The organism is Xanthomonas translucens pv. undulosa, from assembly GCF_017301775.1.
In the GTDB taxonomy this organism is placed as follows: domain Bacteria; phylum Pseudomonadota; class Gammaproteobacteria; order Xanthomonadales; family Xanthomonadaceae; genus Xanthomonas_A; species Xanthomonas_A translucens.
Genome location: NZ_CP063993.1, coordinates 1,080,645 through 1,094,506, shown reverse-complemented (window position 1 = coordinate 1,094,506; position 13,862 = coordinate 1,080,645). Strand labels below are relative to the sequence as shown.

The 13,862-nt window shown below is 69.1% G+C and carries 9 protein-coding genes; 6 read left to right on the top strand and 3 right to left on the bottom strand.

Annotated elements, in window-relative coordinates:
• Window positions 1-146 precede the first annotated feature (146 nt).
• Window positions 147-2,075 (top strand): alpha-L-fucosidase, encoded by a 1,929-nt coding sequence (locus ISN38_RS04475; RefSeq protein WP_206712083.1) that lies wholly within the window; start codon window positions 147-149, stop codon window positions 2,073-2,075.
• 246 nt (window positions 2,076-2,321) lie between these two features.
• On the opposite strand, the gene ISN38_RS04470 is transcribed toward ISN38_RS04475, so the two are convergent.
• Entirely contained in the window at window positions 2,322-3,218 is an 897-nt protein-coding gene (locus ISN38_RS04470) for a LysR family transcriptional regulator (RefSeq protein WP_058364219.1), read from the bottom strand.
• A gap of 102 nt (window positions 3,219-3,320) precedes the next feature.
• Between ISN38_RS04470 and ISN38_RS04465 the strand changes: the two genes are divergently transcribed.
• Complete coding sequence (locus tag ISN38_RS04465) at window positions 3,321-4,328, top strand: YeiH family protein (RefSeq protein ID WP_038238932.1); 1,008 nt, start codon at window positions 3,321-3,323, stop codon at window positions 4,326-4,328.
• A gap of 300 nt (window positions 4,329-4,628) precedes the next feature.
• The gene (locus ISN38_RS04460; RefSeq protein WP_206712082.1) at window positions 4,629-5,639 is read left to right on the top strand and encodes a cation diffusion facilitator family transporter; all 1,011 of its coding nucleotides are present in this window, start codon (window positions 4,629-4,631) and stop codon (window positions 5,637-5,639) included.
• A 434-nt stretch (window positions 5,640-6,073) separates the two neighbouring features.
• Here the strand turns inward: ISN38_RS04460 and ISN38_RS04455 are convergent, their stop codons facing one another.
• Window positions 6,074-7,660, bottom strand: a complete 1,587-nt coding sequence (locus ISN38_RS04455; RefSeq protein ID WP_206712081.1) for a choice-of-anchor Q domain-containing protein — start codon at window positions 7,658-7,660, stop codon at window positions 6,074-6,076.
• A gap of 537 nt (window positions 7,661-8,197) precedes the next feature.
• Window positions 8,198-10,279 carry a 3-hydroxyacyl-CoA dehydrogenase NAD-binding domain-containing protein gene (locus ISN38_RS04450; protein WP_206712080.1) on the bottom strand — a complete coding sequence of 694 codons (2,082 nt, stop codon included), beginning with the start codon at window positions 10,277-10,279 and terminating at the stop codon, window positions 8,198-8,200.
• A gap of 239 nt (window positions 10,280-10,518) precedes the next feature.
• Between ISN38_RS04450 and rpoE the strand changes: the two genes are divergently transcribed.
• From rpoE to ISN38_RS04435, 3 genes are all read left to right on the top strand, one after another.
• Window positions 10,519-11,139 carry an RNA polymerase sigma factor RpoE gene (gene rpoE, locus ISN38_RS04445; protein ID WP_003470887.1) on the top strand — a complete coding sequence of 207 codons (621 nt, stop codon included), beginning with the start codon at window positions 10,519-10,521 and terminating at the stop codon, window positions 11,137-11,139.
• Window positions 11,136-12,092: a sigma-E factor negative regulatory protein gene (locus tag ISN38_RS04440; protein ID WP_058195573.1), complete on the top strand. Its 957-nt coding sequence runs from the start codon at window positions 11,136-11,138 to the stop codon at window positions 12,090-12,092. Before rpoE ends, ISN38_RS04440 begins: the two co-directional genes overlap by 4 nt.
• Window positions 12,093-12,192: 100 nt before the next feature.
• Complete coding sequence (locus tag ISN38_RS04435; protein ID WP_047324686.1) at window positions 12,193-13,755, top strand: DegQ family serine endoprotease; 1,563 nt, start codon at window positions 12,193-12,195, stop codon at window positions 13,753-13,755.
• Window positions 13,756-13,862 lie beyond the last annotated feature (107 nt).

Here is a 13,862-nt window from a genome sequence, read left to right as displayed (position 1 = left end):
GACTGTGGGCAAGTATGGACGTGTGCAGCCACCAAATGACAGGGTGGCGCCACTCCGGCGTAGCGTCACCATCCATGGCTTCGCGGCAGAACCCTTGCGCCGTCGGAAAAGCTAAGATCCGCGCTTGTGTAGAGTCGGAGGCGCCAATGATCGATCGTCGTACCTTTCTTGCCACGGGTGTTGTGGCCGTCGCCGCAGGTTTCAGCGCATCCGCCGCCCAGATCGCGGCTGCGCCGCGCCCGAAGGGGCCGGCGCCGTGGGGCGCCGTGCCCAGCGCGCGGCAGCTGCGCTGGCATCGGTGGGAGCAATATGCGTTCGTGCATTTTGCGATGAACACCTTTACCGACAAGGAATGGGGCTACGGCGACGAAGATCCGCGCAAGTTCGATCCCAGCGATTTCTCCGCCGATCAAATCGTTGCCGCTGCCAAGTCCGGCAATCTGAAAGGGATCATTTTTACCGCCAAGCACCACGACGGGTTCTGCCTCTGGCCGACACGCCTGACCGAGCATTGCATTCGCAATTCGCCCTACAAGAACGGCAAGGGCGACATCGTCGGCGAAATGGCAGCGGCGTGCCGACGCGCCGGTTTGGCCTTCGGTGTCTACCTGTCGCCTTGGGATCGCAACCACGCCGAGTATGGTCGTCCTGCCTATCTCGACTATTTCCGTAAGCAGATCGTCGAACTGTGCACGGGCTATGGCGACTTGTTCGAGTTCTGGTTCGACGGTGCCAATGGCGGCGATGGCTACTATGGCGGCGCGCGCGAAACGCGCAAGCTCGATGCGCCCGCCTACTACGACTGGCCGCGGATGATCGAGCTGGTCCACCAGCACCAGCCAATGGCCTGCACGTTCGACCCGCTTGGCGCGGATATCCGCTGGGTTGGCAATGAGGACGGCGTTGCCGGCGATCCGTGCTGGCCGACCATGCCCAATACGCCTTATACCCAGGAAAACGGCAACGCCGGCGTGCGCGGGGCGGCCCTGTGGTGGCCCGCCGAAACCAACACCTCGATCCGCCCGGGCTGGTTCTACCATGCCGATGAAGACGGCAAGGTGCGCAGCCCGGAGAATCTGGTGCGCTATTTCGACACCTCCGTCGCGCGCGGCACCACCATGAACCTCAATCTTCCGCCGGACCGGCGCGGCCGCATCGCCGACCACGACGTGGCGGTGCTGCGCAGCTTCGGCGACGCGATCCGTGCCAGCTTCGCCATCGATCTGGCCAAGGGCGCCAAGGCCAGCGCCAGCGCGTCTCGCGGTCCCGGATTCGAGCCGGCGCGCGTGCTCGACCGCCAGCCGGACAGCTACTGGTCCACGCCGGACGACGTCACCACGCCGACGTTGACGCTGGAACTGTCGGCTGTTCGCAGCTTCGACCTGATCCGGCTGCGCGAATACCTGCCGCTGGGTGTGCGCGTCACCCGCTTCGCGATCGAAGCCGAGGTCGATGGGCAATGGCGGCGGTTGGCCGAAGCGCAATGCATCGGTGCGCAGCGGATCCTGCGGCTCGATCGCCCGGTCGCCGCGCGCCGTGTACGCCTGCTCGTGCTCGAGGCGCCGGTCTGCCCGGCGATCAGCGAAGTCGCGCTGTTCCGCGCGGTCGCCCCAGTTGCGGTCGCGCGGCCGACGGCGAACGCGCCGGACGTGCTGTCCACTGCGGGTTGGCGAATCGTCGAGGCCAGCGCGCCGGGGGCGGACACGTTGCTCGACGACGATGCCGGCACGGTCTGGATCGCGCCCGCGCCCACGCCTGACCATCCGGCGCAGGTGACCATCGACCTCGGCACGCTGCGCCAGGTCGCCGGCTTCAGCCTCACCCCCTTGCGCACGGTGCTGAAGGGCGCGGCGCCGCCGAAAGGCTATCGCGCCGAAAGCAGCGAAGATGGCCAGCACTGGCAGTCGGCCGGCGCCGGTGAGTTGGCCAATATCGCTTATGCGCTCTCGACCCAGCGGCTGAATTTCCCCGAGGTCCGCCAGGTCCGCTACCTGCGGCTATCGTTCGCCGAAACCGCGCTGCCCGCCGAGCGGCTGGCGATCGCCGGGATCGGTGCATTCTCGCGCTTGCGCTGACGGCTTGCGATCCCTCACCGCCATGCGCGGTGGGGGGGCATGCATCGCTGGTGCGATGCAGTTTCGCGTGCTGGAGATGCGGCGGAGGCGTTGAAGATCGGTTTCGGGTGAAGCGTCAGCGCCTCCCCCTCTGCATGCGTCGCCATCGTTCCGCCACGCAATCGGCGGGGCCGCGCTGGAAGGTCGCAGGGTTATCACCATGAGGACATTGCGAATGAAGCATTTGCTGCCGGTGCGCGATCGCCGTCAGCCGCGTGCGGCGCTCTCGCCGCCGCTGTCGAGCAGGGCTGCGGCGGCGGCGCCGAGGCTGCGTTCGCGATGGCGTAGCGCATGGAACGCACGCGCGCCCAGCGCCGCGCCGACGCGCTGCAGGCGGCCGCTCTCCAGCCAGGGCGCCGCGGCCAGTTGCGAGATCGCCGCCAGGCTGTGGCCGGCGCGCACCGCCGACAGCACCGCTTCGTTCGAGGGCAGGGTCAGCGCCACGCGCAGGCGTTCCGGCGCGACCCCGGCCGCGCGCAGCGCCGCCTCGAATTCCGAGCGCGTGCCCGAGCCGGGTTCGCGCATGATCCAGGTGCTGGCCTCGGCCAGTCGCGCCAGGCCCAGGCGCAGGCGTCCGGCCAGCGGGTGCGTCGGCGCGGCGACCAGCACCAGGCGGTCCTGGCAGAGCACGGACAACTGCAGCTGCGGGTCGTGCACGCCGCCCTCGACGAACCCCAGTTCCGCACGTCCTGCGGCGACCGCGCGCGCCACGCTTTCGGTGTTGCCGACGCTCAGGCGGATTTCGATCTGCGGGAAGCGCGCATGGAATGCCATCAGCCGCATCGGTAGCCAGTAGCTGGCCACAGTCTGGCTGGCGTGCAGGTCGAGGGTGCCGCGCGGCACGCCGCGCCACTCGCTCAAGGCCAACTGCGCGGCGCGGGTACGCGCCAGGATCGCCTTGGCTTCCTCGAAGAATGCCGTACCGGCAGCGGTCAACACGATGCCGCGGCCGACCCGGTGGAACAGCGGCACGCCGTACTGGGCTTCCAGGGCCTTGATCGCGGCGCTGGCCGCCGACGGCGTGCGATGCGCGGCCTGCGCGCCAAGCGTCAGGTGCTGGCGTTCGGCGACGGCGACGAACAGGGCGAGTTGTTCCAGGGTCACGGCGGGATCGTTCGATTGGACCGAACGAACTATCCAGCATTATGCGATGGAATGACAGGATCGGCGGGTGCATCCTGCGACCACTTCGACAGGGGGGCGGCCATGCACAAGACATCGGGTAACCTCATGGCGCTGCTGCCGGGGCTGCTGCTGGCGGTTGCGGTCGCGGCGCTGGCCATGCTGGTGGAACGCATGCAACTGCGCTGGCTGGGCCGGCCGTGGATCGATGCGCTGGTGTTCGCGATCGCGCTCGGCACGCTGCTGCGCACCGCGTCGCCGCTGCCGGCGCATGCCGACGCCGGCATCGCTTTCGCTGCCAAGTTGCCACTGGAAGTAGCGATCGTGCTGCTCGGCGCATCGGTCAGCTTCAGTGCGGTCGGTGCGGCTGGCGGCGTGCTGCTGGGCTTGATCGCGGCCACCGTGTTGCTGGCGATCGGCATCGGCTACGGCATTGGCCGCCTGCTCGGGTTGCCGGCACGGCTGGCCACGCTGGTGGCCTGCGGCAATGCGATCTGCGGCAACTCGGCGATCGTCGCCGCCGCGCCGGTGATCGACGCCGATTCGGACGAGGTGGCGGCCTCGATCGCGTTCACCGCGGCATTGGGGATCGTGGTGGTGCTGGCCTTGCCCTTGGCGCTGCCGCTGTTCGGACTGGATCAGCGGCACTACGGCATCCTCGCCGGCATGACCGTGTACGCGGTGCCGCAGGTGCTGGCGGCGACGCTGCCGGTGGGTGCCATCAGCGCGCAGGTCGGCGCGCTGGTCAAACTGATGCGGGTGCTGATGCTGGGACCAGTGCTGCTGCTGCTCGGGCTGCTCGGTGGCCGCCCGGGCGCTGCGCGGCTGCCGCTGCACCGTGTATTGCCGTGGTTCGTGCTGGGCTTCGTCGGCATGATGCTGCTGCGCTCCTCAGGTCTGTTGCCGCTGGCGCTGGCGGACGCGGCGCAGCGTGTTTCGGTGCTGCTGACCCTGCTGGCGATGGCGGCGCTGGGCCTGTCTGTGAACCTGCGTTCGGTGCTCGCGTCCGGCGGCAGGGTGCTGGCCGCGGGCGCGCTGTCGCTGTTGGCGCTGGCCGCCATCAGCGCGCTGCTGGTGTGGTGGCTGCCGTGACGCGCGGAATTGGCGCGGGCGCTGTACGCATGCTGCGTGTTGTCGGCCTCCCGGAAGGCGCGTGCCGATCTCCGTAACGCATCGCGCCGCGACGGTTGCATGCGACAGCAAATCCTGGCCACGGCGCGGTTGCCGCTGGATCGCTACGTCACCCTGCGTCGCGTTGCCGACACAGGCTCCAGCGTTTCATCCGTGCAGTGGCTTAACGGGCCGGTCGCGTGTAGTTGCGGTGTAATAGTCTCCGCAGCGGAGCCGATCTAAGGTGGCGCATCTTCTTCGCACGCAGCACCAGGCCAGCCCATGGGACACGATCACAGCCACGCACCGACCGAGATCCGCCACGAGCAACCGCTGTGGTGGGCGCTGGGGCTGACCGCCACGTTCATGCTGGTGGAGATCGCCGGTGCGTTCCTGACCAACAGTCTGGCGCTGTTGTCCGACGCCGCGCACATGGCCACCGATACCCTGGCGCTGATGATCGCGCTGGTCGCGGTGCGGCTGAGCCGGCGCCCACCCGATGCCAAGCGCACCTACGGCTACGCGCGGCTGGAAGCGCTGGGCGCGCTGTTCAATGGCGGCATGCTGTTCGTGGTCGCCGCCTACATCCTGTGGGAGGCGGTGCAGCGCTTCCGCCAGCCGCAGGAGGTGGCCACGGTCGGCATGCTCGGCATCGCCGCGTTCGGCCTGCTGATCAACCTGATCTCGATGCGCCTGCTCAAGGCCGGCAGCGGCGAGAGCCTGAACATGAAGGGCTCCTACCTGGAAGTGTGGAGCGACATGCTCGGCTCGGTGGCGGTGATCGTCGGCGCGCTGGCGATCCGCCTCACCGGCTGGAAGGTGATCGACCCGATCCTGGCGGTGCTGATCGGCCTGTGGGTGCTGCCGCGCACCTGGGTGCTGCTGCGCGAGGCCATCAACGTGCTGCTGGAAGGCGTACCCAAGGGCATGGACATGGCCGCGGTGCGCGCCTATCTGCGCGGCGCCGCGGGCGTGGAGGACGTGCACGACCTGCACGTGTGGGCGCTGGCCTCGAGCACCCCGGCATTGACCGCGCACGTGGTGATCGCCGATGGCGCCGACGCCGACGCGCTGCGAGCAACCTTGTGCGACGGCCTGCATGCGCGTTTCGACATCGACCACATCACCCTGCAGATGGAAGCCGGACACTGCGGCGCGCAGCCGTGCGGTACCCCGGCGCGCGCGGCATCGGAGACGCACGACGATCACGCGGGTCACGATCACGCCAAGCACGACGGCCAGGGGCATCGGCGGGTGCATGCGCATGGCGCGCATGGGCATTCGCATTCGTGAGTCGGGATGTTGCAGGCGCCCGAAGCTCGAGCGGGCAGGCGGTTGATATCATTTGGATACGGTGTCGGGGTGAGCTGCTTGCCCGGCCGCGGCGCAGCGTGGCCATGCGCGCGCCGACCACGGAACGTGCTGTCCTGCATCTGCCGCAGCGCCTGGCCTTGCGTTGGATGCGTCTGCGCGAACGTCTGCACCGGGCTATTCCGGCGTTCGTCGTCACCCATCGCCGATCTGCCTGTGCGGTGCTCAGGATCTGCAACCGGCCCACACACATCTGTTGATCGTGCGCACGGCACTGTCGCAGCCCGGCTGCGCCGCCGTGTCGATGATCGCGGCGAGGACGGGGCCGCATCGGGACGCTCGATCGCGCGGTCGAACCGATCCGCTCGGTTCGACCGCGCATGCCATTCGCCTCTGGAAGGCGGCCGCAAGCGGTGTTACTTGATCTCCACCGCACCCAGATCGCACACGGCGGCATTGCGGGGAAGTCCGCGCTGATCGATGCTGCGGCAGTTGTTGCCAGCATCGCGCGCGGGGCTGTTGGCGGCAGGCAGCAGGGTCAGCGTCGGCCCGCCATTGCTAGCAGGCGCGGACAGCAGTGGATCGGCCGCCTTGACGTTGCCGGAGGTCAGGCAATGGGTCGGCCACACCGCCCCTTTGGCCGAATACTCGATGAGGTTGCCGCCGCTACTGCTCTGGTTGCTGCAGAACACGCTTTCGGTCTTCGAGAACAGAATGCTGTTGCGGATGTCGAACCTGTCGCCGAACAAGGTGGCCCCCGGTGTGTTCTCCGCGAAGGTGACGTTGTTGAAGCGGACGGTGGTGCTGCCCTGATCGCCGTTCGCCGGCCGCCAGCCGACATGCTGGATGGCCGCTCCCACGCCCTTAGCGACGTTGCCGTAGAACGTGCTGTTACTGACGTCGCACGCGCCGTAGCAGTCCATGTACAACGCACCGGCATTGCCCTGCTGGGCCTTGTTGGAAAGGAAGCTGGTTGCGGAGACGTTGATGGTCCCCGGGGTGAGGATGGCCGTTCCGGAATGCGAGGCGTCGGTGAAGCCGATGCTGATGCGGGCGCCGCCGCCAGGGCCGCTGGTGGCGATGTTGTTCGCGAACGTCGAGTACTTCACGTCGATGGTATCCGGCGCATAGGCCCAGAGCGTGGCGCCACCGGAGCCGTTGGCGGCAACGTTGTTCTTGACCACCGTTCCGCACAGCGCCAGCGTGCCGCCTCTGCCCTTGCCGCCCTTGATGTAGCCGGCAAGGGAAGCGCCATCCGTATCGATGGCGCCGCCGCCGCCGAAGTTGCCCGCGTCGGGGAAGCCCTGCGGCGCGTTGATCGCTTGATTGCCGACGAACTCCGAGCCAACGATGTTCAGGCTGCTGAGCTGGGTGTAGAGCGCGCCGCCCAGCCACGACGAATTGCGTTGGAAGGAACTATTGACGATGGTCACCTGCGCATCGCTGCCGGCGAAGATGGCGCCACCGCCGATACTGCTGCGGTTGGACAGGAACTTGCTGTTGAGGACTTCCAGTTTGCCCTGGTAGCCGACCTTGATGGCGCCGCCGCCCCAGGTGCCAGGGTCGTAGGCGTGGTTCGACGCCGGCTGCACGGAACTGCCGTTCTGCACCGTCAGGTTACGCACCGACAGCGCGCTGCCGGCGTTCACCAGGAAGATTCTGGCGGACTGGCGGCCATCCAGGGTGATGCGTCCCTGCCCGTCGATCACCGTCGGATTGCTCGAACCGATCGTGATCGAACGGTCGATGGAAATACTGGCCGGCTTGGCACCGCAATTGAAGATGATGTAGCCGCCCTGCGCTGCGGCAGTGGAGAGCGCGCTGGCGCTGCAGCTGGCAGGCGTGCCATTGCCGACGACCGTCGCCACGGCCGGGCGCGCCCATGACGGCGGTACCGCGCATTGCGGCGCTGACGGGACGGCGGCGATCGCGATGCTGGCGGTCATGACCGCCAGCAGACCCAAGGCGTTCGCCTGGGCGTTGAGAGAAGGAGTGGTGATCATGGTTATGCTCGATGGGGGAGTGGGGGAACAGCGAGGCCCGCAGTAGCAATCCCATTGTCATGGACATCAATGACACCTTGAATGCGGCCAGCGGCCTCTGCCTGCTGGCGGCATAGCCTGCGCCGGCACGCGCCGTTCGATTCGGACGCCGTTACCAGATCGCACGATCCTGCGCGCCAGTCGTGCGGCAGCATGCGGATGTGCCGTGCGCAACACGGTTTCGATGCCGCGGATGGCACACTCCTGGCGCATGCGCCCCGCGCGACGCTGGCGGCTGGCGATGGCCGACGCAGCGCGCGGCAGCGGGCATGCCTGCGCCAAAGCGTCTGCAGGTGCTGGCGCAGGGGCTGCGCGCGCGCAACGCCTGCACCGGCACTGCCGGCACGTTGCCGAGCGTGCAATTTTTAGCAATCGAGGTTTTTGGCGGTGACAGCCAGGCGCGACGGGTATTCCCGATAACGCCGCGTCGCGACGGATGTCGCTCCGGCGATGATCCAGTTGCCTGCAACGACCGGGGAAACGTCGGTCGAACCGAGCTCAGGCCACCGGCTCGCGCAGCGCCGGTGCATCCCAGCCCGGGCGCGGCGCGAAGCGCTCGCCGTAGCGCGCCTGCAATGCGCGCAGCCGCTCCAGCAGCGCGTCGGCGCCGGCTGCGCGAATGTGCTGGATCGGGCCGCCGCGGAACGGGGCGAAGCCGGTGCCGAAGATCACCCCGGCGTCGAGCAGGTCCGCATCGGCGACCACGCCGTCGTGCAGGCAGGCCACCGCCTCGTTGAGCAGCGGCAGGATCAGGCGGTCTTCCAGATCGGCCGGCGCCTGGTAGTCCTTGTCCACGTCCGGCTTCTTCGCGCGCCCGTTCTCCCAGGCGTACAGGCCCTGGCCGTCCTTCTTGCCGCGCTTGCCCGGTTCCACCGTCTGCAGCGCGGCGGGAATCGGCAGCCGCAGGAACGGCGCCAGTTCCGCGCCGACCCCGGCAGCCACGTCCAGGCCCACGGTGTCGATCAGTTCGATCGGCCCCATCGGCATGCCGAACGTGACCGCGGCCTTGTCGATCGCCGGGCCGGGAATGCCTTCGGCGTAGGCGGTCGCCGCTTCCAGCAGGTACGGGAACAGCACCCGGTTGACCAGGAAGCCGGGCGTGCCGGCCACCGGCACCGGCAGCTTGTCGATCGCCTTGCAGAACGCCGCCAGCCGCTTCTGGTTGTCGGCGGCCAGGCCGTCGTGGCAGACGATCTCCACCAACGGCATCTGCGCCACCGGGTTGAAGTAGTGCAGGCCGGCGAATTGCACCGGGCGCTGGATGTGTTCGCGCAGTTCGGTCAGTGGAATCGAGGAGGTATTGGTGCTGAGCAGCGCAGCGGGTTGCATCCGCGGCTCCAGCGCCTGGTATAGCTCGCGCTTGGCCTGCGGATTCTCGACGATCGCCTCGATCACCAGGTCGGCCAACGGCACGCCGTCGCCGCTCAGGTCGCCCTTCAGTCGCGCCGCCACCGCCGGGCGCTTGCTGTCGTCCTTGACCCGCTTTGCGAACAATTCGCCGGCGCGGGTCAGTGCGCCATCGATGAAGCGCTGCTCGCGATCCTGCAGCGTCACTTCGAAGCCCTTGTAGGCCGACCACGCGGCGATGTCGCCGCCCATCACCCCGGCGCCGACCACGTGCACATGGCGGATGCCCGGCGGCGGCATGCCGCCGCCATCCTTGCCGCCCAGCGCCTTGAGCCGCTCGGTGAGGAAGAAGATGCGGATCAGGTTGCGTGCGGTCGGCGTGCTCGCCAGCTTGACCACCGCCTTGCGCTCGGCGTCCAGCCGCGACTGGATGCCGCCACCGCCGCTGCGCTCCCATACGCCGATCAGCGCGTACGGTGCGGGGTAGTGTTCCCTGCGCGCCTTGCGCGCGACCTGCTTGCGCATCTGCGGCGCCAGCAGCTTGCGCGCCAGCCAGGTGTTGCTGGCCCAGGCAGTGGCGCGCTGCTTGAGCGGGCGCGCGCTGCCGGTCAAGGCCAGCGCCACTGCGGTATCGAGCAGCACCGCTGGCGCGGCGACCTTGTCGAGCAGACCGATTGCGCGGGCCGCCGACGCCGACACGCTGCGCCCGGTCAGCATCAGATCCATCGCCGCCGGCGCGCCGATCAGCCGCGGCAGGCGCGCACTGCCGCCCCAGCCGGGAAAGATGCCGAGCTTGGTCTCGGGCAGGCCGATGCGGGTGGAGGCGTCGCTGGAGGCGACCCGGTAGCGGCACGCCAATGCGATCTCGGTGCCGCCGCCCATGCAGAAGCCGTGGATCGCAGCGACCGTGGGGCAGGGCAGTTCGGCGAGTTTTTGGAAGGTGGCCTGGCCGCGGCGGATCGCGTCGTTGACGGTGCCGCGGCGGTCGAATTCCTGGAATTCCTTCAGATCCGCGCCGGCGATGAAGCCATTGGCCTTGGCCGAGCGGATCAACACGCCCTTGGGCGGGTCGATGGCGATGCGTTCGAGCAGGTCGCCCAACTCCAGCAGCACGTCCTGTGACAGCGCGTTGACGGGCGCGTCCTGGCGGTCGAGGCTGAGCACGACGACGCCGTCGTCGCGGATATCCGCTTGCCAGTGACTGAATCGGAGCCCGTCGAAGCCTGAGAGCATGGGGAGGACCATCCGCTTATGTATGGAGAAGATCGTTATCATCCAGAGGTTGTTTCCGTTGCGTCAAATCCCAATCCACAGGGGGAGTGACGCGGGTCCCGCGACCGCTGGCATGCCGCCAGCCTAACGGAATGCGGGTTAACGTCGTGGGGCGGCGGTCCGCAGGGCCGCTGAACTTTTTTCCGAATTGGCGGTCAGATGGTCCGACGTAGGTTGGGCTGACAGGAGTGCGGCCCGTTATGGCCGATGTCGAAACACCTCAGGAGCTGGACCTGGAACTGGTCCGGCGTGTGCAGCGCGGCGAGAGCGCGGCGTTCGATGTGCTGGTGCGCAAGTACCAACACCGGATCGTCGGCCTGATCGGGCGCTACATCGCCGACTGGAGCGAATGTCAGGACGTGGCCCAGGACACCTTCATCCGCGCCTACCGCGCGATAGGGAATTTCCGCGGCGACGCCCAGTTCTCCACCTGGTTGCACCGGATCGCCGTGAACACCGCCAAGAACCACCTGGTTGCGCACAACCGCAGGCCGCCGACCGACGACGTCGACGTGCTCGACGCCGAGCAGTTCGACAGCGGCACGCGCTTGCGCGACACCGACACGCCCGAGCGGGAACTGATGCGCCAGGAGCTGGAACAGACGGTGATGAAGGCGGTGAATGCGTTGCCGGAAGAATTGCGTACCGCCATCACCCTGCGCGAGGTGGACGGGATGAGCTATGAGGACATCGCGCAGAAGATGGGTTGCCCGATCGGCACGGTGCGCTCGCGCATCTTCCGCGCGCGCGACGCCATCGACGCCGAACTCCGTCCCCTGCTGGATACCGACAGCGCCACTCGTGAGCGACACCGCGTATGACCGATAGCACCTCCATTCCCCAGCCCGCACCGGCCCCGGGCGGCTCCGCCCCGGACAAGTTCGAACTGCATTACCGGCAGCAGCTGTCCGCGTTGATCGACGGCGAACTGCCGGCCGACGAAGCGCGCTTCGTGCTGCGCCGCTTGCAGCACGACGAGGAACTGTCCGGTTGCCACGAACGCTGGCAGCTGTGCGGCGACATCCTGCGCGGCCGCGTGTGCATGCCGGCGCCGGCCGATTTCGGCGAGCGCGTGCGCCAGGCGGTGGCGGCCGAGGCGCAGCGCGCCGACGCCGCGCGCGCCAGCGACGCCGCCGGCAGCCGCCGTTCCTGGCGCTGGGGCGGCAGCGCGGCGCTGGCGGCATCGGTCGCCGCCATCGCCTTGTTCCTGACCCGCGAGCGCCTGCCCGACGCAGCGCCGGCCGCGCCGGTGGCGCACGTCGCCAGTTCTGCTGTGGCGGCCCCGGCCGCGTCGGCGCTCCCGGTTGCCGTGGCCCAGGTTCCGACGCCGGTGCCGGCCGATCCGCAGGGCGACCTCGGCGCGGCGGTCGCCGCGGCACCAGCGGTGGCGATCGCCGCGAACCGGCGCCAGGATGCCGTTGCCCGGCGCGGCGCGACCCGCACCCAGCAAGCCGCACGCAGCAGCGCCGCGCGGTCCGCCGAGCCGGCGCGCGCGATCGCCGCCGCGGCCCCACCGCGGCCTGCGGCGGCGCTGCCGGCCACCGCCACCGCGGCGAGTCCGGCGCTCGCGCAGCAAGCGGCCGCCGATCCGTTCGCGCACCAGTCCACGCCGCTGCAGGCGCGGCCATGGCCGCGTTCGGCGCTGGCGCCGGCCGCGTCCGCTGGCGAGTTCACCGCCAGTTTCCCACGCCACCGCGCGTCGGCGGCGTTCTATCCGTTCGAGCCGCGGTTGCCGGCCGACGCGGCGCCCGCGCCGTTGCCGCAGCAGCCTTGAACCCAGGCGTCGGTCGAAGCGCGTGCTTCGTTCCGGCGCGCGGTGCGCGCCGCACCGCCATTGTTTTCCTTCCCTTTCCCGAACCGGAGGCTCGCGTCCGATGACTCACCGTATCCGTAACCATCTGCTGGGCGTGTTGGCCCTGACCCTGCCGCTGACGGCCTGCGCGCAGCAGCCCGAGGCGGGCGCGCCTGCCGCGCCGCCGCCGGCCGCGCGCGCCGCGCCCGCGCCGCAGCTGGTCGCCGGCCTGCCCGATTTCACCAATCTGGTCGAACAGGTCGGGCCCGGCGTGGTCAACGTCGAGAGCACCATCAGCCGCAAGGCCGCGGCCACCCGCGCCGGTGCCGGCGGCATGCCCGACGACGCGCAGATCCCGGAATTCTTCCGCCGCTTCTTCGGGCCGGAAGGGATGCCGGGCCAGCCGGGCATGCCCGGGATGCCCGGCCAGCAAGGGCCGGACGACGACGCCGGCCCCGGCGGCCGTTCGATGGGCTCGGGCTTCATCATCTCGGCGGACGGCTACGTGCTGACCAACCACCACGTGATCGATGGCGCCAGCGAGGTCAAGGTCAAGCTGACCGACCGCCGCGAGTTCACTGCCAAGGTGGTCGGCAGCGACCAGCAGTACGACGTGGCGCTGCTGAAGATCGACGGCAAGAACCTGCCGACGGTGCGCGTAGGCGATTCCAACCTGCTCAAGCCCGGCCAGTGGGTGGTCGCGATCGGTTCGCCGTTCGGCCTGGACCACTCGGTCACCGCCGGCATCGTCAGCGCCACCGGGCGTAGCAATCCCTACGCCGACCAGCGCTACGTGCCCTTCATCCAGACCGACGTGGCGATCAACCAGGGCAATTCCGGCGGCCCGCTGCTCAACACCCGCGGCGAAGTGGTCGGCATCAACTCGCAGATCTTCTCCGCTTCCGGCGGCTACATGGGCATCAGCTTCGCGATCCCGATCGACCTGGCGATGAGCGCGGTCGAGCAGATCAAGAAGACCGGCAAGGTCAGCCGCGGCATGCTCGGCGTGACCATGCAGCCGAACATCAGCGATGTCGAGGCCAAGGGCCTGGGCCTGACCGACACCCGCGGCGCGTTGGTCAACGGCGTGCAGCCGGGCAGCGGCGCGGCCAAGGCCGGGATCGCGCCGGGCGATTTCATCGTTGCCTTCAACGGGCAGAAGATCAACACCCGCGAAGACCTGCCGCCGCTGGTGGGCATGCTGCCGCCGGGCAGCAAGGCGCGGGTCACCGTGATCCGCGACGGCAAGCCGCGCGACATCAGCGTGACCCTGAGCGCGCTCAGCGACGACGGCTTGGCCATGGGGCCTCAGCAACCGGGCCGCGGCGGGGCGGCGCCGGCGCCGCAGGCCGCGGAAAGCAGCGCGCTGGGCATCAGCGTCGAAGAGATCCCGGCGCCGGTGCGGCAGAAGCTCGGGCTGCGCGCCGACGAGGGCGTGCAGGTGGCGCAGGTGAGCCGCGCGGTGGCGAGCAAGTCGCAGCTGCGCCCGGGCATGATCGTGCTGCAGGTCGGGCGCACTCCGGTGTCCGACGCGGCGCAGTTCCGCAAGCTCACCGCTGGCGCGAAGAAGGGCGAGGTGGTGATGCTGCTGGTGCGCGCGCCGGGCAGCCCGGCCAGCCAGTTCATCGCGATCAGCGTCGACTGAGCGCTCGCTCGACGCACTGCCAATGGCGCCCAGCGAACCCAGGTTCGCTGGGCGCCATTGATTTCATTGGGGTTTGCTCTCCGGGGCGGTGCCCGTGCCGCCGCTGA